This is a genomic window from Nostoc sp., assembly GCF_036917375.1.
Classification (GTDB): domain Bacteria; phylum Cyanobacteriota; class Cyanobacteriia; order Cyanobacteriales; family Nostocaceae; genus Nostoc.
The window spans coordinates 1-25,083 of the sequence record NZ_JBALDN010000063.1; the positions used below are offsets into that span (position 1 = coordinate 1).

At 41.5% G+C, this 25,083-nt stretch carries 23 protein-coding genes; 17 read left to right on the top strand and 6 right to left on the bottom strand.

Going from position 1 to position 25,083, the window contains the following annotated elements; all coding sequences use genetic code 11:
- Positions 1 to 207 precede the first annotated feature (207 nt).
- Complete coding sequence (locus tag V7K45_RS16870) at positions 208 to 705, top strand: hypothetical protein (protein ID WP_335005362.1); 498 nt, start codon at positions 208 to 210, stop codon at positions 703 to 705.
- A 613-nt stretch (positions 706 to 1,318) separates the two neighbouring features.
- On the opposite strand, the gene V7K45_RS16875 is transcribed toward V7K45_RS16870, so the two are convergent.
- Complete coding sequence (locus V7K45_RS16875) at positions 1,319 to 1,801, bottom strand: SRPBCC domain-containing protein (protein WP_335005364.1); 483 nt, start codon at positions 1,799 to 1,801, stop codon at positions 1,319 to 1,321.
- Between the two features lie 768 nt (positions 1,802 to 2,569).
- Entirely contained in the window at positions 2,570 to 2,995 is a 426-nt protein-coding gene (locus V7K45_RS16880) for a universal stress protein (RefSeq protein WP_335005366.1), read from the bottom strand.
- Positions 2,996 to 3,409: 414 nt separating this feature from the next.
- Here V7K45_RS16880 and V7K45_RS16885 point away from each other — a divergent pair, with 414 nt between their 5' ends.
- From V7K45_RS16885 to accD, 6 genes are all read left to right on the top strand, one after another.
- On the top strand, positions 3,410 to 3,964 hold the full coding sequence (locus tag V7K45_RS16885; RefSeq protein WP_335005368.1) for a hypothetical protein: 555 nt from the start codon (positions 3,410 to 3,412) through the stop codon (positions 3,962 to 3,964).
- Between the two features lie 87 nt (positions 3,965 to 4,051).
- A complete protein-coding gene (locus tag V7K45_RS16890) occupies positions 4,052 to 6,802 on the top strand; it encodes a cation-translocating P-type ATPase (protein WP_335005370.1) in 2,751 nt (916 codons plus the stop codon).
- Positions 6,803 to 6,943: 141 nt separating this feature from the next.
- Positions 6,944 to 8,032, top strand: a complete 1,089-nt coding sequence (gene leuB / locus V7K45_RS16895) for a 3-isopropylmalate dehydrogenase (RefSeq protein ID WP_335005372.1) — start codon at positions 6,944 to 6,946, stop codon at positions 8,030 to 8,032.
- A 90-nt stretch (positions 8,033 to 8,122) separates the two neighbouring features.
- Complete coding sequence (locus tag V7K45_RS16900; RefSeq protein WP_094347451.1) at positions 8,123 to 8,383, top strand: hypothetical protein; 261 nt, start codon at positions 8,123 to 8,125, stop codon at positions 8,381 to 8,383.
- Positions 8,384 to 8,619: 236 nt separating this feature from the next.
- Positions 8,620 to 9,447, top strand: coding sequence for a prepilin peptidase (locus tag V7K45_RS16905; protein WP_335005374.1), 828 nt, complete (start codon positions 8,620 to 8,622; stop codon positions 9,445 to 9,447).
- A 600-nt stretch (positions 9,448 to 10,047) separates the two neighbouring features.
- A complete protein-coding gene (accD, locus tag V7K45_RS16910; RefSeq protein ID WP_335005376.1) occupies positions 10,048 to 10,998 on the top strand; it encodes an acetyl-CoA carboxylase, carboxyltransferase subunit beta in 951 nt (316 codons plus the stop codon).
- Between the two features lie 176 nt (positions 10,999 to 11,174).
- On the opposite strand, the gene V7K45_RS16915 is transcribed toward accD, so the two are convergent.
- Positions 11,175 to 12,596, bottom strand: a complete 1,422-nt coding sequence (locus V7K45_RS16915; protein ID WP_335005378.1) for an MFS transporter — start codon at positions 12,594 to 12,596, stop codon at positions 11,175 to 11,177.
- Positions 12,597 to 12,823: 227 nt separating this feature from the next.
- Here V7K45_RS16915 and V7K45_RS16920 point away from each other — a divergent pair, with 227 nt between their 5' ends.
- Positions 12,824 to 14,044 (top strand): ABC transporter substrate-binding protein, encoded by a 1,221-nt coding sequence (locus tag V7K45_RS16920; protein ID WP_335005621.1) that lies wholly within the window; start codon positions 12,824 to 12,826, stop codon positions 14,042 to 14,044.
- 16 nt (positions 14,045 to 14,060) lie between these two features.
- Here the strand turns inward: V7K45_RS16920 and V7K45_RS16925 are convergent, their stop codons facing one another.
- Complete coding sequence (locus tag V7K45_RS16925; protein WP_335005380.1) at positions 14,061 to 14,342, bottom strand: type II toxin-antitoxin system Phd/YefM family antitoxin; 282 nt, start codon at positions 14,340 to 14,342, stop codon at positions 14,061 to 14,063.
- A 94-nt stretch (positions 14,343 to 14,436) separates the two neighbouring features.
- On the opposite strand from V7K45_RS16925, the gene V7K45_RS16930 reads away from it, so the two are divergent.
- Positions 14,437 to 14,661 (top strand): type II toxin-antitoxin system HicB family antitoxin, encoded by a 225-nt coding sequence (locus V7K45_RS16930; protein WP_335005382.1) that lies wholly within the window; start codon positions 14,437 to 14,439, stop codon positions 14,659 to 14,661.
- On the top strand, positions 14,654 to 14,896 hold the full coding sequence (locus V7K45_RS16935) for a type II toxin-antitoxin system HicA family toxin (RefSeq protein ID WP_335005383.1): 243 nt from the start codon (positions 14,654 to 14,656) through the stop codon (positions 14,894 to 14,896). The genes V7K45_RS16930 and V7K45_RS16935 overlap by 8 nt, the downstream gene beginning before the upstream one ends.
- A 240-nt stretch (positions 14,897 to 15,136) precedes the next feature.
- Here V7K45_RS16935 and V7K45_RS16940 read toward each other — a convergent pair whose 3' ends face one another.
- Positions 15,137 to 17,497 (bottom strand): ATP-binding protein, encoded by a 2,361-nt coding sequence (locus V7K45_RS16940; RefSeq protein WP_335005384.1) that lies wholly within the window; start codon positions 17,495 to 17,497, stop codon positions 15,137 to 15,139.
- A gap of 299 nt (positions 17,498 to 17,796) precedes the next feature.
- Between V7K45_RS16940 and V7K45_RS16945 the strand changes: the two genes are divergently transcribed.
- The 6 genes from V7K45_RS16945 to petJ all read left to right on the top strand — a co-directional run bounded on the left by V7K45_RS16945 (position 17,797) and on the right by petJ (position 21,833).
- On the top strand, positions 17,797 to 18,705 hold the full coding sequence (locus V7K45_RS16945; protein ID WP_335005386.1) for a carbohydrate ABC transporter permease: 909 nt from the start codon (positions 17,797 to 17,799) through the stop codon (positions 18,703 to 18,705).
- Positions 18,702 to 19,538 carry a carbohydrate ABC transporter permease gene (locus tag V7K45_RS16950; protein ID WP_335005388.1) on the top strand — a complete coding sequence of 279 codons (837 nt, stop codon included), beginning with the start codon at positions 18,702 to 18,704 and terminating at the stop codon, positions 19,536 to 19,538. Before V7K45_RS16945 ends, V7K45_RS16950 begins: the two co-directional genes overlap by 4 nt.
- A 177-nt stretch (positions 19,539 to 19,715) precedes the next feature.
- A complete protein-coding gene (locus tag V7K45_RS16955; RefSeq protein ID WP_335005390.1) occupies positions 19,716 to 19,931 on the top strand; it encodes a hypothetical protein in 216 nt (71 codons plus the stop codon).
- 133 nt (positions 19,932 to 20,064) lie between these two features.
- Positions 20,065 to 20,556, top strand: a complete 492-nt coding sequence (gene psbV / locus V7K45_RS16960) for a photosystem II cytochrome c-550 (RefSeq protein WP_289795867.1) — start codon at positions 20,065 to 20,067, stop codon at positions 20,554 to 20,556.
- Positions 20,557 to 20,823: 267 nt separating this feature from the next.
- Positions 20,824 to 21,240, top strand: coding sequence for a plastocyanin (petE, locus tag V7K45_RS16965; protein ID WP_335005393.1), 417 nt, complete (start codon positions 20,824 to 20,826; stop codon positions 21,238 to 21,240).
- 248 nt (positions 21,241 to 21,488) lie between these two features.
- Positions 21,489 to 21,833 (top strand): cytochrome c6 PetJ, encoded by a 345-nt coding sequence (gene petJ, locus V7K45_RS16970; protein ID WP_335005395.1) that lies wholly within the window; start codon positions 21,489 to 21,491, stop codon positions 21,831 to 21,833.
- Between the two features lie 427 nt (positions 21,834 to 22,260).
- Here the strand turns inward: petJ and V7K45_RS16975 are convergent, their stop codons facing one another.
- The gene (locus V7K45_RS16975) at positions 22,261 to 23,766 is read right to left on the bottom strand and encodes a hypothetical protein (RefSeq protein WP_335005397.1); all 1,506 of its coding nucleotides are present in this window, start codon (positions 23,764 to 23,766) and stop codon (positions 22,261 to 22,263) included.
- Positions 23,767 to 24,384: 618 nt separating this feature from the next.
- Here V7K45_RS16975 and V7K45_RS16980 point away from each other — a divergent pair.
- The gene (locus V7K45_RS16980) at positions 24,385 to 25,080 is read left to right on the top strand and encodes an esterase/lipase family protein (protein WP_335005399.1); all 696 of its coding nucleotides are present in this window, start codon (positions 24,385 to 24,387) and stop codon (positions 25,078 to 25,080) included.
- The last annotated feature ends 3 nt before the right edge of the window (positions 25,081 to 25,083 follow it).

A 25,083-nucleotide genomic window follows, 5' to 3' on the forward strand; every position in this document is an offset into this window, starting at 1 on the left:
AATCGCAATGCTTTTAGTAATTTATTAATACAATTTTTAATATCCTTTTGAATTTGCAACTAATAATTTAGCATAAGAAGTACTGAAGAACCAATTTATAATTTCTACTTAACAATTCCTGATTATCTAGTTAGCCAAATTGCTAATGATCAAGAGAACTTAGAGAATGAAATTCTGGAAAAGACATCCTATGTGCTAAGACCATATATGACAAATTGGTATATCAAATGCGTTGTTATATCACCGACGCTATCAAGTGACCCTCAATGGAGAGAAAAAGCAAAAGCATCGATAGAGGGGCAAGGTATCACTAATCAAGGTCGTGTACGTTCAGACAACATTGCAAATAAGTCATGTGATGGATTGTTATTCCGGTCTCAACCCGAAATATATTTGTATCAGGCGTTTAAGGCTCTTGGTGTTTCCTTTGCACCGCTTCCAGTATTTATTCGAGGAGGTAAAGATTATCGCCGTATTGAACCAGATTTTGTAATTATTAAAGATGGACTAATAATGATTATCGAGGTTGATGGTGATACTGTTCATCGAGAAACGCCCGCGGAAGCCCATACTCGTTTAACCATGCTCACTCACGAGGGAGCTATTTCAGAACGGGTATTAGCAAGCGAATGTAGCACGCCTGAAAATGCAAAAAAATGTGCATCTCAATTACTAGAAATTCTTAATAAGAGAAGAAAAGCGTAATCACTCGAATACTATGTTAATAATTGATTAAATAGCCATCTACCCCTCTTTGTTGAGAAGTAGATTACCATATTCTCGAATTAGTGGAATAGATTAAAAAATCTATGGTAATGATTAACTAAATCTCAATCCTTCTATTGATGTGTTTTCTACTGTTATCTTTGCTGTACCAGGTATAGATGCTAAATAGAAAATCCAGGCATCACCAGTATGTTCACTATATGTCCAATCTCCTAATGGTTCACCTTCTGTAGTGGTGACTTTGTATATTTTCCCTGGAATCAACGATATATTTATAACCATAATTTGTTAATACAGAAGTTGATACAGCTATTTTAGGCTTTTAATAGATTGTTTAACTAGTTATCATTTATACAATAAATTTTCAGTTTGCAAAGTGACAAAAGCCATTCTTATGTAAGAAAGGTACACAGCACTGGCTGATGCAAAACCTTATAAATAAGGCTTTGGAGCGAGTTAGAAATTTCTTTGCTTATTTTTGTTTCTTATTTACGCCCAATTTTATAAACAAATCCCTGATTAACACTATTTAGGCATTAATTATAATCTATGCCTTGTTTAATTCTTCATCATTCATATATGGGATTCAGACTTATGTATCTAATGAAGTAGTCGTAGTTTGATTAATGCGTTCTGCTTTGGTTTTCAATGTTTGGTTCATAGCTTCAAACCCTTGGCGAACGTCGATATTTAATCGACGAGCCAACAGAGGTACTAGTAAACCCTGGAAAGATTCTTGCTGAATGAAGCGAACGCGTAGGCGTAGCCCGTCGTAGACATCGCTTACTAACGGTTCAATGATAAAGCTATGTTCAACGTCAAATAACCCTGGGATCAAAAAGTGCCATAACCAGCGCAGTTTGCGATTAGGTTCTACCGTAATCACCGTAGGTCGAAAGGTCATAATATCTCTACCCGGAGGCTGAAAGTGAACGGTTAGCTGTGCCCCTTCACTCAGCAAACCACTAATTTGACGAATAAACAGATTCCAATGTGGAAAACTGGCAAAATCAGTAAGTAGGTTCCAGACTTGCTCATCGGATGCCTGAATTTCAATTTCAGTGTAGATTTTCATGGGTATGAGTTGATAGGAAAACCAAAATTAAAACGGTTATTCCTGCTAAAAACAACCCCATGTATTCTAGTCCTAGTAATCGACTAACCCAAAAATTACGGGTGAAGGTAGGTAGATAAAGCAGGGGAAGCAGGGGGAGAAAATAACTTGATTTTCCTACCATAAAATAAACCATATAAAGTTTCTTTGCTGGACTACGAGGAAACTAGATTGTTTCTTGTAAAACATAATGAATACTATTCGTAGAAAACTCACGTTTTAACAGCAAAATTCTAGTGGTTAGTAGACAGTTGTGAAGCATTGGTGTCAACTTAAGCTCAAATGTATGTCCCACAGGCGTTTTACCCCCCTTAATTCCCCCTTGTCAAGGGGGGAAACAGGAAATTTGTTCCCTATATTGATTTCGGGTGGTCATTTTATTGAATTCAGGTGGTCATTTATTGAATTCGGGTAGTGGTTTATTGAATTCGGGTAGTGGTTTATTGAATTCGGGTAGTGGTTTATTGAATTCGGGTAGTTGTTTATTGAATTCGGGTAGTCGTTTATTGAATTCGGGTGGTCATTTATTGAATTGGAGGTATCGTTCATTGAATTCAAGCAGTGGTTAGGGTGGAGTAAAACCCAAATTCTTGAACAACTTCAGACTTGTGTGTACACCGTAGCCTTGACAAGGGGAGGGTTAGGGTGGGTGATGCGAATGGTGATAGGAAGCCAGAGAATTGAATATCACGTCATTACGTTAAGTTGACACGTATGGTTCTGAAGGAACTACTGACCTTGAACAACCAGGACAGAACATGGAGCGTGATGAACTACGTGATTGCTCACACTTCCTGCTAAAAGTTCGGCAAATCCATTAAGTCCTCTACGACCAAGCACAATCAAATCTGCTCCCCAACTCCGGGCTAAATCACAGATGTTAGTACCAGGATCTCCTGTTTGATAACTGGATTCTGCCATAATGCCTAGTATTTTCGCTTTCTGATAGTACAACTGGAGTAAACTTTGTGCCTGTTGTGTTTCTATTTCCAGGTCTACTAAATTCACAGTGAGTTGACTAGAATCTGCTAGCTCAATGCTGTGACCAATCATTAACTGAGCAGCATCTTTTTGAGCTAACTCCAGCGCTTTTACAAACACTGTTGCAGTCGCAGGTGAATCATCGACCGCCACCAAAATCTTCTTAAAGGTCATATCCAGCTCCAATAATCAATAGACTTCTTGCATAAATCGGAAAAAGGTGAAGGGGGAAGGGGGAAAGGTTCTGTATTGTTCCCTTCCCCTTTAACCTTTACCCTTTTCCCCTCTTGCAAAAGTGCTTTTTGCAAGAGGTCTAATTACTTCATTCACATTTGTTGTCTTTTAGCTTGAGGGACAAATGTGATTTAAAAGTGAAATTAGGTAGACAAACGATTTATTCACTTTTCGTTCACATTCATCAGCAATCCTGAAAAAGAAGCGGATAAACGAAACTAACCCAACTGAGGTTGAAAACGAATACCTAAACTAACACGGTTCCTACTCACACTAGAAAACTATAGTTTTTTCCTATTTGGAGATTAATAAAGCTTCGTTTTAAACTTACTGATTTTTATAGGAGATATTGTTATGAATTTATGTCCAGTTAAAAATGCGATCGCCATCATTTCTACCCGTCAGGCAATAACACAGGTGCTTGATGAACTCAGAGCGATTGACTTTCCTATGCAGAAAATTTCTGTGTTCACTTTAGACTCTGAAGACGAAAAGTTGCACAAGGATGCTAATGCGGATAAACATACCATAAATACCATAACTCCTATCGAAGGTGCTAAAGCAGGTGCAATTACAGGAGGAACAGCCGGGGGCTTCCTGGCACTAACAGCCGGACTTGGCGTATTAGTTATTCCCGGTTTTGGCCCGGCATTAGCGGTTGAATCTGTGGTAAGTACACTCCTTGCGGGTGGAGCGAGTGCGATTTTTGGCAGTGTTTATGGTGCATTTCAAGGTTGGTTTGCTCCCGAAAGGCAAGCTAAACTCTGTGAGCCAACCACCTGCCAAGAAAAATTTTTGGTGAAGGTAGAGGGAACAACAGATGAAATCTGGCAAGCAGAATCGATTCTCAGTTATTGGGGTGTGCGGGAATGGCATATTTATGAACTTAGCCAAAGATTCTCGCAATAACACCAATTTCAAAGAAGAAAGATACGGATTCAAACAGATAAATCTAAATTAAATCTGTTAATTACTAATTATTTTTTGGAGACGAAAATGACAGCAAATACGATCGCTACAAATACTTTTGCTGAAACAACACAAGATTCACTCAACTATGAATGGCATACTCTCAATGAACACAAAGTTGTACAAACGTTAGCCAGCCATCCGGAAGCAGGTTTGACCCATGAAGAGGCTACGAAACGACACCAGCAAATGGGTGCAAATCAACTGACTGGTAAAAGTGGAAAAAGTCCTTGGCTGCGATTTTTAGAGCAATTTAATCAACCACTACTATATATTTTGCTGACGGCGGGAGTGGTGACGCTGCTGCTGCGAGATTGGATAGATGCGGGAGTAATTTTTGGTGTCACCCTAATTAATGTCATCATTGGCTACATTCAAGAATCGAAAGCAGAAGGCGCGATCGCTGCTCTATCCAAAGCCATCACTACCGAAGCAACTTTGATTCGCAATGGTCAAAAAACCCGTCTGGCTTCGACTGAACTTGTTCTGGGTGATTTAGTATTGCTGGCATCTGGGGATAAAGTACCCGCCGATCTGCGGTTATTAAGTGTGCGTGGTTTGCAAGTTGACGAGTCTGCCTTAACAGGTGAATCCGTTCCGGTTGAGAAAGCAACGGCATCGCTGGCCGTCGAAACACCGTTAGCCGAACGCAGCAATATGGTATATGCCGGAAGTTTCGTCAGTTTTGGACAGGCAGAAGGGATTGTAGTAGCGATCGCAGATGCCACCCAAACCGGTCGCATCTCCCAGTTAATTGAAAGCAGCACAAATCTGAAAACACCGCTAACACGAAATATTGACAAATTTAGCAAAAGCTTGTTGTATGTCATTTTAGGTTTAGCTGCCCTGACATTTGCAGTCGGATTAGGACAAGGCGAATCTTGGATTGATGTTTTCAAAGCGAGTGTGGCTCTGGTAGTCAGCGCGATTCCCGAAGGATTACCTGCGATCGTTACCGTCACTTTAGCGATCGGAGTTTCCCGGATGGCACGACGTAAGGCGATTATTCGCAAGCTACCTGCTGTGGAAACCTTGGGAAGTACCACTGTGATTTGTTCTGACAAAACTGGGACGTTAACTGAGAATCAGATGACGGTTCAAAAGATTTGTGCAGGTGGACAACATTACACCGTTAGCGGTATTGGTTATGCTCCAGACGGTGAAATCCTCATCGATCGACAACCTGTTGATTTCAATGCAGATGGACATGTTGCTCTTTGGGAATCCCTGGAAGCAGGATTGCTTTGCAATGATTCTCATATTGAATGGGGAGATGGACAATGGGACTTAGTAGGAACCCCAACTGAAGGAGCATTGATTACGGCTGCCAATAAAGTGGGATTGACGCAAGCCAATCTAGAGCAAAAATTACCTAGAATAGACACCATTCCCTTTGAGTCTCAATTCCAATACATGGCGACTTTGCATGAATTAGATGCAAAGCGATCGCTGAATGTGATTTATCTCAAAGGTTCTGTAGAGGCAATTCTCCAACGATGCGATCGCCTGCTCGATGCTCAAGGACAACAGGTTGCGCTCAATCCTGCCGCAGTGGAACAGGAAGTTGCTGCTATGGCAAACCAAGGGTTACGAGTGCTAGCTTTTGCCAGCAAAGAAGTTCCCACTAAGCGATCCTTGGATCGCAATGATATCGATCGAGGACTGGTATTTCTAGGACTTCAGGGCATAATTGATCCGCCTCGTGAGGAAGCGATCGCCGCAGTGAAAGCCTGTCAATCTGCTGGAATTCAGGTAAAAATGATTACAGGCGACCACGCACTAACAGCAGCTGCGATCGCCCGTCAAATGGGAATTTGCTCCACTGAAGCACAAGTTTTCACAGGACGGCAATTAGCTCAGATGGATGAAAAAGAATTCACCCAAGCGGCTGAACAAGGTATGGTATTTGCGCGAGTTGCTCCAGAACAAAAATTGCATCTGGTGAAAGCGTTGCAGTCTCAGGGTGAAATAGTTGCCATGACTGGAGATGGTGTCAACGATGCTCCCGCTCTCAAACAGGCAGATATTGGTGTAGCAATGGGCATAGCCGGGGCAGAGGTTGCCAAAGAATCGGCAGATATGCTGCTAACTGACGATAACTTTGCCTCAATAGAAGCGGCTGTGGAGGAAGGACGCGGGGTTTATCGCAACTTACGAAAAGCGATCGCCTTCTTGCTGCCGATCAACGTTGGCGAATCCATGACAATTTTGATTGCCATTCTCCTAGCCACCGTGCTTCCCATCTTACCAATCCAAATTCTCTGGCTCAACATGGTCAGTTCAGTAGGGTTGATTGTTCCCCTCGCCTTTGAGCCAAAATCTGGACAGGTGATGCAGCAACCACCACGCAACCCTAGAGAAAAGCTTTTATCAGGTAGTTTACTTAAGCGCATATTAGCGATTTCTGTTTTCAATTGGGTGGTAATTTTTGGGGTGTTTCAATGGATACTTCAAACTACAGGTAATGAAGCCTTAGCTCGCACGATGGCGATTAATGGATTGGTGGCAGCAGAAGTCTTTTACCTGTTAAGCATTACCCAGTTTTTACCATCTCTAGTCGTGAGAATCCAAGGTAAACGCACACCCGTAGCCTATGCACCTGCGATCGGAATTGTGGTTGTGGTGATTTTACAATGTGTGTTCAGTCAGTGGAGCATGATGAATCAAGTGTTTGACACCACACCTTTAACATTTATCCAAGCTCTCATTTGTATGGGTGTAGGTTTGCCAGTGGTGTTTATAGCTCTCATCTTGCAGCGTTTCGATCCGCTCAACTAGGGATATAGGACTTTTTTAGTAATTTCATCCAATGCCAGATGATTACGTTAGAGCTACACCCAAATAAATTAAAAACTCCATCAGTACATTTTGCTAGGTATGATATTTGATCTGAAAGCATTTACCTAGTAATAACCAGCTATGACCCAGAACTACCGCATTACTCTACTCCCCGGCGATGGCATTGGCCCTGAAATTATGGCAGTGGCGGTAGATGTGCTGAAAGTCGTAGGGAAGCAATTCGATCTGAAGTTTGAATTCCAAGAAGCCCTTATCGGTGGTGCAGCAATTGATGCCACAGGGGAACCTCTGCCCTCTCTCACTCTAGATACTTGCCGTAACAGTGATGCTGTATTACTTGCAGCGATTGGTGGTTATAAGTGGGATTCTCTGCCATCCAATTTACGCCCAGAAGCAGGTTTGTTAGGGCTACGCGCAGGTTTAGGATTATTTGCCAATTTGCGCCCAGCGAAAATTTTGCCCCAGCTAATCGACGCTTCAACTTTGAAGCGCGAAATTGTAGAAGGCGTGGATATTATGGTGGTGCGCGAACTCACTGGTGGGATTTACTTTGGTAAACCTAAAGGGATTTTTGCTACAGAAACCGGTGAAAAACGCGGTGTTAATACAATGGTTTACACCGAATCAGAAATTGAACGTATTGGCCGCGTGGCCTTTGAAGCGGCAAAAAAACGCGGTGGAAAACTTTGTTCGGTGGATAAAGCCAACGTATTAGAAGTATCTCAGTTGTGGCGCGATCGCATCACCCAACTTTCACAAGAATATCCAGATATCGAACTCTCTCATTTATATGTAGATAATGCTGCTATGCAGTTAGTACGCGCTCCCAAACAGTTTGACACCATAGTTACAGGCAACTTGTTTGGTGATATTCTCTCTGATGCTGCCGCCATGCTCACAGGTAGTATTGGGATGTTACCTTCCGCTAGTTTGGGTGCTTCTGGCCCTGGTGTATTTGAACCAGTTCATGGTTCCGCCCCAGATATTGCTGGACAGGATAAGGCAAATCCTCTAGCACAGGTTTTGAGTGTGGCGATGATGTTACGTTACGGTTTAGACCAACCAGAAGCGGCAGATCGCATCGAACAAGGAGTGTTGCAAGTTTTAGAACAAGGCGATCGCACAGGGGATATAATTTCTCCAGGAAAAAATCTCCTTGGTTGCCGTGCTATGGGAGACTCACTCATCAAAGCGATCGAACAAAAATAATTTTATATAGCAACTTGGGCAACTTGGCAACCTTTGCTATAAGTTTCGGGTAGACTAAAGGGAAATCTAGCAATCAAATAACAGTCGATAGTGTACGCATTACGACAAGGTCAAGTAAATTTTACCGCCCCAAAGAACCAATCGCCTTTGATTGATCCCTCTGTAATTAGAGCTGCTGGGCAGATATACTATACTCACTGTGAAGTCCATCCCGAAATAGCTGGGCAACCTTCCGGTGTAGCAATTAATCGTGTGACTCATCGAGGTAAGGTTATTTTTACTAACCAACCAGTTCTTTTACCTCAAGAGTGTTTTGTGCCCTTAAGTCAAATTGAATCGCACATGTATTAGTCATTGGTCATTAGACCTCTTGGCATTTGTGCTTTTTGCAAGAGGGGGAAAAGGGTAAAGGTTAAAGGGGAAAGGGACTTTTGCAGAACCTTTTCCCCTTCCCCTTTCCCCTTTTCCCGACTTATGCAAGAAGTCTATTGGTTATTAGTCATTGGTCATTGGTCATTCGTTATTGACAAAGGACAAATGACAAAGCACAAATGACACAGGACAAATGACAAAGGACAAATGACTGTATGGACATTTTGTTCGCCATCCCGGCGAGTGTAATGGTCTTTGCTTTGGGTGCATCTATTGGTAGTTTTCTCAATGTTATTGTTTATCGCCTACCTGCTGGGTTGTCAATTCTTTGGCCGCCTTCTCGTTGTCCTAAATGCTTAAACCAGCTAAAAGCTTACGACAATGTACCAGTGTTCGGCTGGATTTCCTTAAGAGGGCGGTGTCGATATTGCAAAAGCAAAATTTCTGTCCGTTATCCCGTGGTAGAAGGGGTAACGGGCATAATTTTTTTACTAATTTTTTTGGTATTTCAAGTTTCGACTTTGACAATAGGCTATTGGGCTTTTTGCAGTTGGTTATTGGCGCTATCACTGATTGACTTAGATACAATGACCCTACCCAATCCACTTACTAAGTCGGGTTTAGTGGTGGGAATTTTGTTTCAAATGGTAGTTGGTTTTCTACCAGAGGGTAGTTTTGTGGCATTGGTAAATCACCTTATGATCGCTATAGTTGGTGCAGTATTAGGCTTATGGCTGTTTGATGCGATCGCCCTTTTGAGTTCAATTGCCTTTGGGAAAACTGCAATGGGTGCAGGTGACGCCAAGTTAGCAGCAATGATGGGAGCCTGGTTAGGCTGGAAATATTTGCTATTGGCTAGTTTTATCGCCTGTGCGCTGGGAGCATTAATTGGTATCAGTGTTTTGATTATGCAGCGATCGCGACAAAAATTAGGACAAAAAATACCTTTTGGCCCTTTTCTGGCTTTAGGATCTGTGATTACGCTGTTTAGCGGCGAAGCCATTTTGTCTAGCTACCTGCGTTTATTTTTTCCAGCGTCTTGAATTGAAGTAGGGAGCAGGGAGTGGGGAAGGTAGGGGAGCAGAGGAGTTGTAGTAAGTTTTATCCCCTCTGCCCCTCTGCACCTCCGCCCCTCTGCCTCTTATGCCCGATACCGTATACCCATAACTAATACCCTTTGATAAGAAATATTTATAATTCGTGACTGTAACCAACATTACCCCATCTGCCTTTCACATTTTGATAATATTCAGCTTGTGACTTGTATTACCCTCTTAACGACGATTAACCGTTGGCAAGTACAACTAGTGCAATAGATGCTGATTGTTCAAAACCCAGCAATACAAATAATTGATTAGGGTGGGAGGGGGAGAGCATTTTATTTGGAGGTTGGTATTCTCATGGTTTTGTCACTACGTCCATATAATTAAGTCTGCTGAAAAAAAGAGCAAGAGACTTGTATTGGTATAAGTATTTTCGTTAAGCTGGCAACCAAAGACGAAAATTAAGGTCTGAATTGCTTAAAAACGTAGTTTAACGATGTAACCATTAGTCTCAATAAAGAAAAACGACTAATGACTAAGGACAACCCAATACGGTTTGACATGTTTTCGACCTCATACCCACTTAAAATAAAATAAAAAATGGCTAACAACGAAGAATCACGTGGTTTAAAGTCTCTATTTGATTGGTTTGCAAATCGAAGGAAGTCGGGATCTACCAGCCTCGAACGCCAAGAACGTGAAATTGCTGATGGTTTGTGGCATAAATGCTCTAAGTGTGGCGTGTTGGCATATACAAAAGACCTGAAAGCCAACCAGATGGTTTGTGCCGAATGTGGCCATCACAATCGAGTAGATAGTGATGAGCGCATCCGTCAATTGATAGATAACAATACCTGGAAACCTCTAGATGAGCATTTGCGTCCAACCGATCCGTTGGAATTTCGCGATCGCAAACCCTACAGCGATCGCTTGCGGGAAACACAAGATAAAATTGGCTTAATAGACGCAGTTAAAACTGGTTTAGGTCAAATCAATGGTTTGCCCATTGCCCTTGGGGTTATGGACTTCCGTTTTATGGGTGGTAGTATGGGTTCGGTCGTGGGAGAAAGACTCACCCGGATGATTGAGCAAGCCACTCAACGACGCTATCCTGTAGTTATTGTCTGCACCTCCGGTGGCGCGAGAATGCAAGAAGGAATGCTCTCTTTGATGCAGATGGCAAAAATCTCCGCAGCCCTACAGCGCCATAAAGATGCCCGACTATTATATATTCCTGTTTTGACCAATCCGACAACGGGCGGCGTTACCGCTAGTTTTGCAATGTTGGGCGATATCATTTTGGCAGAACCCAAAGCAACCATTGGTTTTGCTGGTCGGCGAGTGATTGAGCAAACCCTGCGGGAAAAACTACCCGAAAATTTCCAGACTGCTGAAGATTTACTCCAGCACGGTTTTGTTGATGATATCGTACCCCGTACCCAATTAAAGAACACCCTAGCCCAGCTGATTGCTCTACATCAGCCTGTATTAACAACACCTCACATGGTGTTGTGGGAAACAATGTCCTTGACTTCTACCGCCGCAGAATAAAGTATGGGGCATTGGGCATTGGGGATTGGGGATTAGGCATTGGGCACAAGAGGCAGAGGGGAAAAACTTACTGCAACTTCTCCTCGGTCACTGAGCGTAGCCGTTCGCGAAGCGTCTCGTAGAGAAGTGCTGCTCCCCTGCTCCCCTGCACCCCTGCCCCCCAACTCCCCACTCCCTCATCCTCTGCTTGGCTCTTGAACAAACATGAGTGGAACAAGGGCTACTAGTCGAAATATGCCTGAGAGGGCAAACAAGCCCAGTAAGCCTCCAGACTGAGTAAATTGCACGAGAAAGCTGCCTATAGTTGTGCCCAAAGCACCACTTCCTCCAGCAACGGCAGCTGCGATCGCAAAATAGATAGACTGATTTTTAGTTGGTGCAATGCCCAATTGGATATTGTTGCTGCACAAGTCAATCGCCGCCCAAGTACCTCCAGTCAAGATGTGTAGTAGTGGCAACCACAACCAGATGTCAAGGCGATCGACACTAATCCCCAACCACAATAGTGGTGTGACTCCAACCAAAATCCCAATACAGATGAGAATAGGACGATTACCAATCTTGTCTGCTAATTTTCCCCACAGGATAAGCATCAGCAAAGTTGCCCCCGCCTGAAGGCTGTTGTAGATAGTCACGTAGCTAACATCTAAATCCAGCGTGTCGAGCATATAGAGGTTAAAAAAAGGACTGCTGAGGTTAACAGCAAGCGTCCAGAAGCTGAAATACAGCAGAAATACCAAAAAGTTAGAGTTTTTCCAGATGCTATTAGCTAACTGGTCTTGTGGCGGATGAATTGATTGAGGTACTTCAGAAGATTCATCTTTTGCAACCTCTGATTGAATCTCAGTGGTTTGTGATGACTTGCCATAACAAGTATTTTGCCATAGCGGATTCATATCCACCTGGAAATACTGACATCCCAATCCCACAATCCCAAACACAATACTTACCAGTAGAACTACACCATAACCTTGGAGAGTTCCCCCATACCAATGTGATACAACTAGACCGGCCATTGGTACGCAAATCAAATTAGTTAGACTAGCAGCACTATTGCGTGTGCCAAAATACCTGCCTCGTAATTGTCGGGGAACTATCATCGCCACCCAACTGAGCCACGATGCGCTTCCTAGTCCTCCCAAAAGATTACTGAATAGAACTATCAAGAGTGTCAATATGACTAACTGGTGAGCATCAATCACTCCCAAGCTGGCGCTGACAATACCAATTACTAAAATCAGCCATAGCAACCGACCAATTCCGTGTGTCCGAAGCGAATATTGAAAGCGGCTGGTGCTGCGTTCCGACAAGTAAGCACCCAACGGCTGAATGAGATTGACCAACATGGGAATAGAAGACAGCATCCCAAATACCACTGGACTAGCACCCAATTCCACCAATAAATTGCTGAGTAAAATCCCGCCAGTTCCAAGAGAGTAAACCGATGCTAAGACAGAATCCGCAGTGGAAGCTTTTAAACTAGTGCGAATAGTATCCTTGGAAATTCGAGAGTTGGGAGAGATTGCTGTTGGTGGTAAGGCAATCTGGGGAAATTCTAGAGTTAGTGGCGCAGTTGTTTCAATCTGAACAGAATCCATCAACATAAATTATGGGTGAAGTATCCTCGAACAAATCAGGTTGGAAACGGACTCAGTATGCTTTCATTCGCATTGCTGATAATTTTTCGTTATTTTAGCTTGCAATTTTCAGCCAAAATTTCAAATAAGTAAAATATCATTCCTTAATAGCACAAGGTATAAGCGAAGAAAGAGAATATTATTTGTTTGTGAACAATAAAGGATTATTTAATTTTTTGGCTTTGGTGATGGCGATCGCGATCGCCATTATTGGTTGTCACACCCTAGAATTACCAAGCAAACTCTCAGTGTCTACCCCAGTCACCATTAAACTCAGTGGTTGGGGAGGCAATCTTGTTGAGCAAAAACTTTTGAAACAGGTTCTGCTAGACTTTGAGGCACAGCATCCAAATATTAAGGTCAAATATGAGGCGATTGCTGACCAATACATGGATGTAATCAAAACTCGTTTGGTTGGAGAAGCAGCGCCTGATGTCTTTTATCTGGAGTCGGTGGAAGCTCCTTTTTTGATGAGTCAAAATGTTCTAGAACCGCTAGAAGCTTACATTACCCCTGAATTTGACTTAGTGGACTTTGAGGATAGCTTACTTGACAGCTTCAAATACCAGAACCATATTTATGGTCTTCCTAAAGACTATTCCACTCTTGCCCTGTTTTATAATAAAAAAGCCTTTGCCGCCGCAGGCTTGAGTAATCCGCCAGCTAATTGGGAGGAATTACGTAACTACTCGAAACAATTGACAGGCAAACTTAACAAATACGGCTTTGGGGAAATTCCAGAATTAGCGCGTCAAGCTTATAAAATTAAAGCCTTTGGTGGGCAACCTGTCGATCAAAATAGTTATGCTACTTTTGCCAGCGAGGCAAGTTTACAGGGTTTAGAGTTAGTAGTAAATCAGTATCGAAAAGACCACTCCTCTGCTCAAAAATCTGATGTTGGTACAAACTCAGGTAGTGAAATGTTTGGTCAAGGTAAAGTGGCAATGGTGATTGAAGGTAACTGGGCAATTCCCTATCTAATCGAAACCTTTCCCCAAGTAGAGTTTGCTACCGCACCAGTACCTACTATTAATGATAAAAAAGGCACAATGATGCTGACTGTTGCTTATGTGATGAACAAGCAGGCACATCACAAAGCCGAAGCTTGGGAATTGATTTCCTATCTCACGGGTAAAGAAGGGATGCAAAAGTGGACAGGGACAGGGTTTGCTTTGCCAACACGTAAATCAGTGGCAAAGAATTTGGGCTATGACCAAGACCCATTGCGATCGCCATTAGTAGCGGGGGTTAAATATGCTACACTCTGGCAGGTAGGTCAGTATCCAGGTGCGATCGTCAATAATTTTGATAACCAGTTTGTCAGCGCCTTGTTGGGACAACAACCATTAAGGCAAGCGATGCTAAAGGCACAGAATGAAGCTAATCAGCAAATTAAGACGATGGAGTAAGCAATCTTTCTTACTTTCACCAAATTATTTCTGAGCAGAAATTTCCTATCTCTTTATTAGATGTCCATTCTTCAGTGGTTGGTGTAGTTAAATCCTCAAAGTACTTCACTTTACCGCGCATTTCCCCAAATAACTCTTCTGTTGAAGGTGCTTGTGCGTATTTGGAAATTTTTACAACTGGCTTACCGCGATCGGTAACTACAATTTCTTCTCCCTCTGACTCTACAAGTCGTAAGAACTCAAGAAGTTGAGATTTGAGTTTCCTTTGGGAAATTGATTTCATAATAACCGTAGTCATGACTATAGTCATATTCTAATAGGACATGATGCTTCCTAACGAAAGGGGGATGAGAGGTGATAATAGTTATTGAACAAGTAAAGGTAACTGTGATATGTCGTATAAAGTTAGCATTATTATCGAAAAAGATGAATATGGATATTATGCTTATTGTCCTGAACTTCCTGGTTGTCAATCTCAAGGTGATTCCCTAGAAGAAGTACAGGCAAATATTAAAGAAGCAGTTGAGCTTTATATAGAAACCTTGTCATATTCAGAAAAACAGGCGCTTTTTAACAAGGAGATATTCACAATAACCTTGGAGGTAAAAGTTGCCTAAGCTGCCACGTTTGACTGCAACAGAAGCTGAAAAACTTTTATTAGATGTAGGTTTTATTCAAATTAGAAGCAAAGGAAGTCACAGGATTTATTTTCGAGAAGAAGTGAGAGTAGTGATTCCTTTTCATTCAGGAAAAATATTGCACCCAAAAATAGTTAAACAGGTTTTACAAGCCATTGACATTTCTAAGAATGAAGCGACAGCAGAAGAAGTAATACCTGAGACTGATGAATAAAAATACCATCCCCTAAGCGGCGCTTTTATATCCTCCACCAAAAGACCTACAGTGTACACACAAGTGATTGAATCACCCCAAATCTCGTTTCTTCGGGTGTTTATCGCGCTAACGTAATGCACCACCAAAGATTTACGGTGCGTTAGGACGTTCCCGTTAATAACGCACCCTACAAGCTATGAGGAGCGTCTCGCAGAGAGAGGTGCAGGCTACGCCTACGCCATTTTTCTTAGCCTATTACTAATACAATCCCCATTCTAATTTCAGAGTTTCTAACTTAGGATTTTTCACACTCATTCTCCTACATTCTTCCAAAAATTCTTTGACTTGTCCTTCGTTAAGACTTAAGCCACCATCTTGTAAATTATTAATGTAAGTAATTACATCTGAAGTTGTTAAAGCCGAACTTATTTCTTCTAGTAGAATAGCATTTTTAACTTCCCGGCAAACCAACTCAATATCTGATGAAGTAAATCTCCCACTTTTATCTGCCAGAATTTCAAAGTTTACTAGCTGATTCATATCAATTTTTGATAGGTAGTGTTTGAACAAATCTATTCTTTCGACTCGATCGGGTGGAAAAACAGGAATCTTCCAATCCAATCTACCAGAACGCTTCAAAGCGCTATCAATACCACTCAAATAGTTAGTGGCAGCAATGACAATTACATCACTATTTTGCAGATTATTTAGTTCTATGAGTAATTGGTTGATAGTTGCCTTTTGGTCTGTGTGTGCATTGTCTTCATTACGATTAAACCCAATACTATCTAACTCATCAATGAATAAAAGTGAAGGAGCTTTTTTCTTAGCTTGAGCAAAGATATCTCGAATATTCTTTTGACTTTGCCCTATCCAAACACTGACTATATCGGCAGGAGAGAACTTAAAAAAATATCTTTCAGACTCATTAGCAAAGGCATTTGCTAGTAAAGTTTTACCACATCCCGGTAAACCATAGAAAAGAATTCCACCAATTGAATTCTTATATCCTTTAGATTGTAGCTTCAGAAGTCTAGTTAGTTTCTCTTTTTCTTCATTCAGCCCTTGTACTTGGCTAAAGTCAAGTTTAAATTCTTTGACGCGGTTAGTAATTGGATATGCTTGTAATAAACTAGGTTTTTTAGCTCCATAATTAAAAGATGGATAGTCGATAGAGTCAAAGGATACTGGGACTAATTGGTGTTTTTCATAATCAGGAGCCATGATTACAACTTGGAAGCGATCGCCATAATATCCAGACAACTTATATTCTAATATTTCTTTCACTTTTTTCAGTTGGTAATAGTTACGTGCTATCTCAAAACCGGGAATTACCAACCAAAGGCTTTCTAGTTGATTTGGCCATACTTTTGATTTTCTTAAAACTCTTTTAATTGAATCTAAAAAGAGATTGTTATCCTGAAACTCTTGGTATTTGAGAGTTTCTATCTCAATCACTACCTGATTTTTTACATAGACTTCTATGATTTCACTTTGGTACTCTTCATCATCGTCTGATGTTTCTTCATCTCTAGAAGTCAACTCAACTTCACAACCAATATTAGACAATCCATACCCTAGACTTTCCAAAGTTTTAATAGCAAAATACTTAAGATAGATATATTCTTTACTTTCCTGTTGCCACTTCAGAGTGTAAAAATGTTCAGTTTTCATCTTCAGCAATAATTGAGATTCAGCTTGAATTTGAGCTTTTTGTAATTCGACAAAGTAATCTTGCAAAGATGCGTCATCTTCTTCTATTTCATAATATGGAAGTTCTAATAGTAGACGAAAATGGGCATACACTTCCTCTTTATATTCAATAGATGCTTCATTTGGATATTTACACCTGAGAGTAAAAGTAAAAGGAATTTTACTAGCAACTTTATCTACCAAGTACCCTAAAGCATCTTCTTGCTGATGAGCTTGGATTTCTAATGTCGATGGACAATGAAATAAAATAAAAAACTGTTCGGAATTATATTTATTTGCATATAAGGATATTTGTTCAAACTGCCGATCGAATTTTTCGGAATCAAGCAACTCTAAACCAGTGTTACCAAGTATAATGCTGGTCATAGTTGAGCGATAAAATTGAAAAATACTAGCATCAGAGATAGGATTTTCTTGTTCGTCTTCACAATCCTTGTCTTCTGAGACAATACTTGTAGGGATTTTTCTAGTAGCAGCTTTGGGTATACTATTGTAGCCTCCATATTGAGATTTTCTAATTAATTCATAATTAAAGATTTTGACAACAATATCGCAGAAGAAATCTTCTACTTGCGGAATCAAAAAAATACCTACTGGCTGGTGAGAATCTAAACACGCTTGGAATCGTTCATATTCTTGTTCAGAACCAAAATCAAACAAGTAGTAGAAAAAATCGTGTTTAACTGAAATTGCCTCTTTTAGTTTGGCTGAAATTGATTGAGATTCAGCAACTTCATTTGTTGGTTCTACACCTTTAAGAGAAATAGCTATTTTTGTATCTAACGGAATATGCAAATCCAACCGAGGATTTGCACAAAGCCCCAATTCATCAAGAGCTATATTAAAATCATCTATGAATGATTGACTTCTACGCTGGTAGCCAAACTGTTCTATGATAGTTTTCACCCGTAGGCTTTTTTGAGTTTTACCAGTTCTCTGGAGTTGATTTTTAATCGAACGTAAGTAGGCTGTATATGACATTTTGTGTCCTATTGCTTGAATCGGGTTAATATATAGTTCCCTAAGTTGCATATCCAGCTAACTCACACAAGCGATGTCTTTTGACTTGCTACTTCGATCTACGCTTTCCAAAGGTAGAGAATTATTTGATGAGGTTAAATATTTTTGTACAGGAGTACGATAAATAATCATGCACAACCCATCGCTACAGTCTGGTGAGTGCGGGATTAAGCGGAGGTTCAGTAATGTTTGAAATTAACAGGCGGCGCAGAAACTCCAGGTGGAACATCACTGAAGACTTGGCTGGGTATATGTTTATGATGCCCACTATTCTAGTTTTGGGGACTTTTGTAGTCTTACCTATTCTCTACTCCGTATTTCTTTCTTTGCAAAAAGTGCAACTTCTTGGCGGTATTGAGTACGAGTTCATCGGTTTTCGGAACTTCACGCGATTAGCGGAAGATGAAAGAGTTTGGATTGCTTTGAGAAACACAGCCGAATATGTAGCTATTGTTGTGCCAACTCAAACTATCCTGGCTTTAATTCTGGCAGTAACTCTGAATTCTGGGATTCGCGGTAAAAACTGGTGGCGCATCCTCTATTTTTTGCCGACAGTCACTTCTTCAGCAGTGCTGACACTCATCTTTATGTGGATTTATAACACTGATGGGCTACTAAACGATTTTCTCGCTTTTGTCGGGCTACCTACTTACAACTGGTTGGGCGATCCAGCAGTTGCGCTCAAAGGCATTATGATGATGAACATTTGGTCAACTGCACCGTTTTTTATGGTGATTTATCTGGCGGCGTTGCAAGATATACCCCAAACACTTTACGAGGCCGCAGAACTTGATGGCGCAAATGGATGGCAACAATTTATCCACATTACTCTTCCCTTGCTTAAGCCTGTAACCTTCTTTGTGGTAACAGTGGGGGTAATTTGGACTTTTCAACTTTTTGACCAGTCTTACATCTTTTCTGGCGGTACTGGCGGGCCAAACAACGCTACGTTAACTGTGGTGCTGCTGATTTATCAAGCTGTGTTTCGGAATTTACAAATGGGATATGCAGCTGCGATCGCATTTCTGTTAGCAGCAGTCATCATTGCCATCACTTTGATTCAGCGACGACTTTTCGGAGGCGAACGAATTTGACTAACACCTCTGGCTTATCCTGGCTCAAAGCCTTGTTGTACGTCTTGCTGACACTCTATGCCATCATTACCCTAATTCCCTTTCTCTGGGCACTTTCAGCATCATTTAAGCCGCTATCAGAGATTATCGGCGGTGAACCCAACTTTCTCCCCAAGAATTTTACTCTTGATAACTACAGGCAAATCTTTCTCCAAGAACCGCTATTTTGGCGCTGGTTGTTTAACAGTGTGGCGATCGCCGTCAGCGTCACGCTTTTAAACTTGTTGTTAAATTCAATGGCTGGTTATGCCTTGGCTAGACTGCGTTTTGTGGGCAAGCGTTTTTGGTTCTTCCTAATTTTGGCTGTGCTGGCAGTACCGACGCAAATCACCCTGATTCCCACTTTTTTGATTTTGAAAGCGATCGGTTGGCTGAATTCTTATCAAGGCATGATTGTCCCTAGCATGGTTAATGCCACTTTTATCTTCATGATGCGGCAGTTTTTCGTTAATTTTCCTAAAGAACTAGAAGAAGCAGCTCAACTCGATGGCTTAAATACCTTTGGAATTTTTCGATACATTGTTTTACCTTTGGCAAAACCAGCACTAGCAGCACAGGCAGTTTTTGTGTTCATGGGGAGTTGGAATAATTTTTTACTGCCCATAGTTATCCTGTTTGACCCAGAAATGTTTACCCTCCCCTTGGGGCTGAACAGCTTCAAAGGTCAATACATCAGCTATTGGAACTACATTATGGCGGCTTCTATGGTCTTTACCCTGCCAGCTTTAGGCATTTATGCCTTTTTTAATCGTTACTTTATTCAAAGCGTCACCTTTACCGGGGGAAAAGGTTAATAGGCATTGGGCATTAGTCATTAGTCAAAAGTTAAAAATTCTACCCCTGCTTCCCCTGCTTCCTCTGCCCTCTGCCCCCTCCCATTCCCCAAACAGTATTTTGGGCAACAAATTGCACTCCTAACGTGATATTGGTATTACAGCGACTCAATCTCTATCTATCAGTAAACAAGCATTATGGGTTTTGCAGACCTATCGATCGCAGAGATAGCAGCCGACTACAGCATTCCTGTAGAACAAGTGTTTTCTCTGTGCAACCAACTGGGAATCGCCTACAAACACCAAAAGACCCGTTTGGCGTTAGAAGATGCAAAGGCAATTATTTCCCAAATATCCTCTGAAATACGCCCCAATGGTATTAACGACTTGGTGGGCGATCGCGAAGTCACCTGAAGGGTTATCTCAGAACTTTGGCTAATAACTGATAGCTAATGATAAAAAACAATCAGTCATTAGCAATTAGCAGCTTGGAGATTGAGAATCGCGTTCTTAGCTGTGTTGAGCGTCAAAATCTTTAAGGGGAAACATGTTTATAAGACTAATTGGCGTTGTTGTGGCTACTGTTTTACTCTCGTTTCAGTTGATTGTCGGTAGCGCGACAGCAGTGGAACTAGACGAAGCTACCCGAACAGTGCCATTAAATGCTCAGGGTGATACCGTTGTACTCAGCCTTAAACAAGTCAAAGAAGGCAAACGCTTATTTAATTACGCTTGCGCCCAATGTCATGCTGGTGGAGTTACCAAGACAAACCAAAACGTGGGACTTACTCCAGAGGACTTGGCACTGGCCACTCCTAACCGTAACAACATTGAAGGTTTAGTAGATTACCTGAAAAATCCCACTACTTACGACGGGGAAGAAGAGATTTCCGAAATACACCCCAGTCTCAAAAGCGCAGATATTTTCACAGCAGTGCGAAATCTGACAGATGATGACTTGGAGGCTATTGCCGGTCATATTCTCTTACAACCCAAAATCGTTGGTACTAAGTGGGGAGGCGGGAAAATCTATTACTAAATCCCGGAGTTGAGTCATTGGGAATAGGGCACTTGTACTGAGCGTAGTCGAAGTATTGGGCATTGGGAATAGGGCATTGGAAAGAATTTAGTCCCCGTTCCCCATTCCCCATTCCCTATTCCCCATTTACTGTTGATTAGACGGCTTTTTGCAATAAATTGCTCTCCATTCTTAAAAAAAAAATAGATATATGACAGATTGTCATACTTTGACGTTGATTTTATTTAAAATGAGAAAGGGAAAAAAATTGTTTGTTAGGAGAGAGCTATGAAATTAATTTCGGCAAGCTGGCGACGCCTTAGTTTAGCTGTGTTGACAATCCTTTTAGTTGTTAGCAGCTTTGCTGTTTTTACTCCCAGTGCTTCGGCTGAAACCTACCAGGTGAAATTGGGTACCGATAAAGGACTGCTAGCATTTGATCCGAAAAAATTGACCATTAAAGCAGGTGACACAATTGAATGGGTGAACAATAAAGTTCCTCCCCATAATGTGGTATTTGATTCTGCTAAAAACCCCTCTAAGAGCGCTGATCTAGCTAAATCTCTGTCTCATAAGAAGTTGCTCATGAGTCCCGGTCAAAAGGAAACAACCACCTTTGCAGCAGACGCACCTGCTGGTGACTACACCTTCTACTGTGAACCGCATCGTGGTGCTGGTATGATTGGTACAATTACTGTCCAATAGCTGAAACACCAGCGTTTGACACGAGATGATTACTCAGTGAAATTAGCTCATCGCCACACGCTACACTCCTAGAGTGACGCACAAAATGCAGAAATGGCGGTAACGAGTTCTATCCTTCCCTAAGACGCTAAACAATGTGTAGCGTATCGAGGAGTGAACTTGTTACCGCCAATTTCGATCAAATTTGACTTAATCAGGGATTAATCGCGTTTATACTCTTGCTGGAGGCTTGTTGCGAGGAAATACTGTTGAGAATACTTTTATTAATTCTACTGTCGGCGATCGCCCTATTCAAATTCACATTCATTAGTCCAGCACTAGCTGCCGAAACATCCAACGGTGCTAAAATTTTCGAGGCTAACTGCGCTTCTTGCCATATAGGTGGCGGTAACATCCTTATCAACCAGAAAACCTTGAAAAAGGAAGCATTGTCAAAGTACCTAGAAAATTACAATCAAGACTCAATCGAAGCGATTATCCATCAAGTACAAAATGGTAAAAATGCCATGCCTGCTTTTAAAGCCAAGTTAAGTTCTGAGGAGATTCTGGAGGTAGCTGCTTACGTTTTTCAAAATGCAGAACAAGGTTGGTAAAGTAGCTATACTGTATAGTTTTTTTATGGTGAGCGTTTGCCTATCTTTGGTTAATAGCTAGCTAGACGCTCACCCGAAAACATTGGAGAATTTATTTGTTGGAAATCCCTAAGTGCATTTCCTTCTTGAAACCTTTTAACGAACTATTAAGTATTATGTATGACGAACTAGCGATCGCTAATTCGTCAACAACTAAAAAATATTTTAAATCCAAAACCCTGATGTAGAGACGCGATTTATCCTGTCTTGAAATTACACCAATAACTCTTAACCCAAACGTATTGTATTTTAAACAGGACTTATGCAAAAAATTTTTCAGATAGGGATAATACCCTGCGGTTACTCCAGTTGAGAACTCGTAGAGTAGACGCTGCAAATGCGTCTAGCTAAATTACCCCTACCTGAATCCGAAATTATCAACGGGCGATTATTTTTCTGAATTAGACTTTTGTCTGTTTTCCTTGACTTCGCGCAACCGTTCTACTAATTTTTTATCTGATTCAACAGCAGATGTAGATTGACCCTGATTGATTTTCGGCAACAATAAAGGTTCAGCAGTAGTAGCTGCCGATGAAGGCGTAGACTGGTTATTTTTAATTTGCAGTTCCGATAATGGTTTGGGAGTAACTGTTGGTACAGTTAATGGTTTGAGAGTACCTGCTGGTGAGGACGTAGGGGGGTTATTTCTGATTTGTAAATTAGGTAATGGTTTAAAACTAGCTGCTGGTGAGGGGGTAAGCTGATTGTTATTGATTCCCGGTGCAGATAATGACGAGGGGTTTTGCTCTTGAGTAGTCCCAGTAAGATTGCTCGTGCTGTTTTGGAAACGTAGGTTGAATGGATAGGAACTAATCTGTTTATCTCCCTTGGGGGATTGCTTGTTGAAGTATTGCCTTGCTTTTAATTGCAATTCCGGGGAAATTAACTTGTCTTGAAATTTGATATCTAAGACCTTCCCATCAGGATCTACCACCAATACACCCAAAACAGCACCTTCAAGATTTGACTTATTCGTGGATAATGTTTGCCGTATGACTGGTTTTTGTTCGGCGTTGGGGTATTGTCGCTGCACTTCCTTTCTCAGGTTGGCGTATGAATCTAGCTGTGCAATTGCCTGTTGAGTTCCCTTGGTTGATAAATCCGCTGTTTGTAATGTGCTTCCCCTAGTTCCAATTAAAGTATTCCCATTGCTTGGAGCTGGTTTTAAAGAATTTATCAGTGGGTTTTGAGCAATTGTAGACGACGCATTAGGAATTGGTTGCGTCATTGGCTGCGAAGTCGTATTTACCTGTGCTGTTGCAACGGGTGTACTGTCAGATAAGATTGGAGGCTGGGGATTCCGCAGAAGATCGGCAGGTATTTGCTGCGACTGCAATTCTGGCAACCTATTTACAGCTAGCGGTTTAGGTGGCTCGTATTTGGCAACGCTCTCATTCACATTCACACGAGGAACTGGTCGAGAGAATCTAGCGCCGGTATTAAATTTAGAACTATCAATTTTGGAAGCGTCAAACCGTAAATTATCACTCGGAATCATCCGCAAAGACTGCTTTGTAGGCAAGGAAGAGACTCGATAGTTATTCGATGATGCCGGTAGCGGAGGTAATACTAGCTGACTGGATGGTGATGGCGCTAATGGGGTTAATCCCGGTTGGACGCTAAAGTTTGGAGCCGCAAGTGGGGCGACTGGAGGTAATTGTTGTAAACCAATTTGGGGTGTGGTTTGCGGCAGACGGTTTTGGTCGGCTTGACTCAATTCCAAAAGTCCGACTGTCTTGGATGATGCTGTTTCTTTGGGCTTGTTAGACTCCATCGGCATCAATGGTACGATCATGGCGATCGCACCGTGGATACCCAGGGAGGCTATAGCTGCTATCCCAATTGGCTGGCTTAAGAGTTCTGGTATATTTCTCAGCAGGGAGACGTAAGACATGGCTGTTATCGTTCACTCACTCAGTTACAGTTGACTAGCGATTTTATCTTTCCGGCATTGCAATATCTTGCAAGATATGCGTTCTTCATAAGGAAATAATAACTTCCTCTGCTGGCAATCAAAACGCCAAAATTGCCATTTATTTATTCAAGTTTTTAATTAATCAATGACGCTGTATCATATTTTCAAAATTCGAGCTTGCTAAAGAGATATTTGAAAAATTACTACTTTTGATTTTTTATTCTTATGACGCACACAATTAAAATTAATATCTAGGAGTTTTATAAAGTTTAAGTAAACGCACAAGTTTGAATACATCAAAACATCTGCCGAAGTTGCCTTGTTTTTTCAACTGTTTTTCAGTCAACTACACTTCTGTAACAGATGACACACGTGTTTGTCCGAGACTGGGCCCTATTTGAAAATACTACCACATCTGTAGCCCCTCAAACTGTTGCAAACTGTACAATTTTATTGACATTCTAGCCTTAAATTCCACCAAAGCTATTGGTTTTTTCTCTAAGGGGTGAGTCAGGCGATCGCAATTCTAACTCTTGAATATGACTACTTCTTCGTTAAAAAAGTTCAAAACCTCAATTATTGCATCCAAAATTTAAAATGCCGTTACCGACAGTTATTTTGCCTGGATATCTAGAAAGTGCGATCGCTTATCGCCAACTAGAACAATCCCTACAGCAGTTAGATTTTCCCACGGTTACAGTACCACTGCGACGGCGTGACTGGCTCCCCACTCTCGGAGTAAGACCCGTAATATCGATTTTGCAACAACTCGATTACACGATCGAGCATATATTGCAGCAACATAATGCTACTCAAATTAACTTAATTGGTCACTCAGCCGGAGGTTGGATATCCCGGATTTACATGGGAGAAAAGCCCTATTTAGTACGCGGTGATGTCAAACCATTTCTCTGGCAAGGGCATCCCTTGGTTGCTACTTTCACCACCTTGGGTACACCTCATATTAGCCAAGAACGCTGGACACGTTCCAATCTAGATTTTGTCACCAATAACTACCCAGGAGCTTTTTACAAAAACGTTCGTTACATTTGTGTGGCTGGCAAAACTATCTTTGGGAAAAGGCGGCCTGGTAGTTGGTTAGCTTACAATAGCTACCAATTAACCTGTGGTAAGGGTAACACTTGGGGAGATGGCATTACGCCCATTGAAGCTGCTCATTTGGAGGGCGCGGAAAATCTAACGATCGCAGGTGTCAAGCATTCTCCCAGAAGTCCTGGAATTTGGTATGGTTCACCAGAACCCTTAAAAACTTGGGTACAGTATTTGATTTAAAAA

Bases quoted from the DNA above. Each gene is read 5' to 3' on its own strand.
- V7K45_RS16870 (WP_335005362.1), top strand. From the start codon at position 208: ATGACAAATTGGTATATCAAATGCGTTGTTATATCACCGACGCTATCA.
- V7K45_RS16920 (WP_335005621.1), top strand. From the start codon at position 12,824: ATGGCGATCGCGATCGCCATTATTGGTTGTCACACCCTAGAATTACCA.
- V7K45_RS16905 (WP_335005374.1), top strand. From the start codon at position 8,620: ATGGACATTTTGTTCGCCATCCCGGCGAGTGTAATGGTCTTTGCTTTG.
- V7K45_RS16890 (WP_335005370.1), top strand. From the start codon at position 4,052: ATGACAGCAAATACGATCGCTACAAATACTTTTGCTGAAACAACACAA.
- V7K45_RS16930 (WP_335005382.1), top strand. From the start codon at position 14,437: ATGTCGTATAAAGTTAGCATTATTATCGAAAAAGATGAATATGGATAT.
- leuB (WP_335005372.1), top strand. From the start codon at position 6,944: ATGACCCAGAACTACCGCATTACTCTACTCCCCGGCGATGGCATTGGC.
- V7K45_RS16975 (WP_335005397.1), bottom strand. From the start codon at position 23,766: ATGTCTTACGTCTCCCTGCTGAGAAATATACCAGAACTCTTAAGCCAG.
- V7K45_RS16875 (WP_335005364.1), bottom strand. From the start codon at position 1,801: ATGAAAATCTACACTGAAATTGAAATTCAGGCATCCGATGAGCAAGTC.
- V7K45_RS16915 (WP_335005378.1), bottom strand. From the start codon at position 12,596: ATGGATTCTGTTCAGATTGAAACAACTGCGCCACTAACTCTAGAATTT.
- V7K45_RS16980 (WP_335005399.1), top strand. From the start codon at position 24,385: ATGCCGTTACCGACAGTTATTTTGCCTGGATATCTAGAAAGTGCGATC.
- V7K45_RS16945 (WP_335005386.1), top strand. From the start codon at position 17,797: ATGTTTGAAATTAACAGGCGGCGCAGAAACTCCAGGTGGAACATCACT.
- petE (WP_335005393.1), top strand. From the start codon at position 20,824: ATGAAATTAATTTCGGCAAGCTGGCGACGCCTTAGTTTAGCTGTGTTG.
- V7K45_RS16885 (WP_335005368.1), top strand. From the start codon at position 3,410: ATGAATTTATGTCCAGTTAAAAATGCGATCGCCATCATTTCTACCCGT.
- V7K45_RS16880 (WP_335005366.1), bottom strand. From the start codon at position 2,995: ATGACCTTTAAGAAGATTTTGGTGGCGGTCGATGATTCACCTGCGACT.
- V7K45_RS16955 (WP_335005390.1), top strand. From the start codon at position 19,716: ATGGGTTTTGCAGACCTATCGATCGCAGAGATAGCAGCCGACTACAGC.
- psbV (WP_289795867.1), top strand. From the start codon at position 20,065: ATGTTTATAAGACTAATTGGCGTTGTTGTGGCTACTGTTTTACTCTCG.
- accD (WP_335005376.1), top strand. From the start codon at position 10,048: ATGGCTAACAACGAAGAATCACGTGGTTTAAAGTCTCTATTTGATTGG.
- V7K45_RS16925 (WP_335005380.1), bottom strand. From the start codon at position 14,342: ATGACTACGGTTATTATGAAATCAATTTCCCAAAGGAAACTCAAATCT.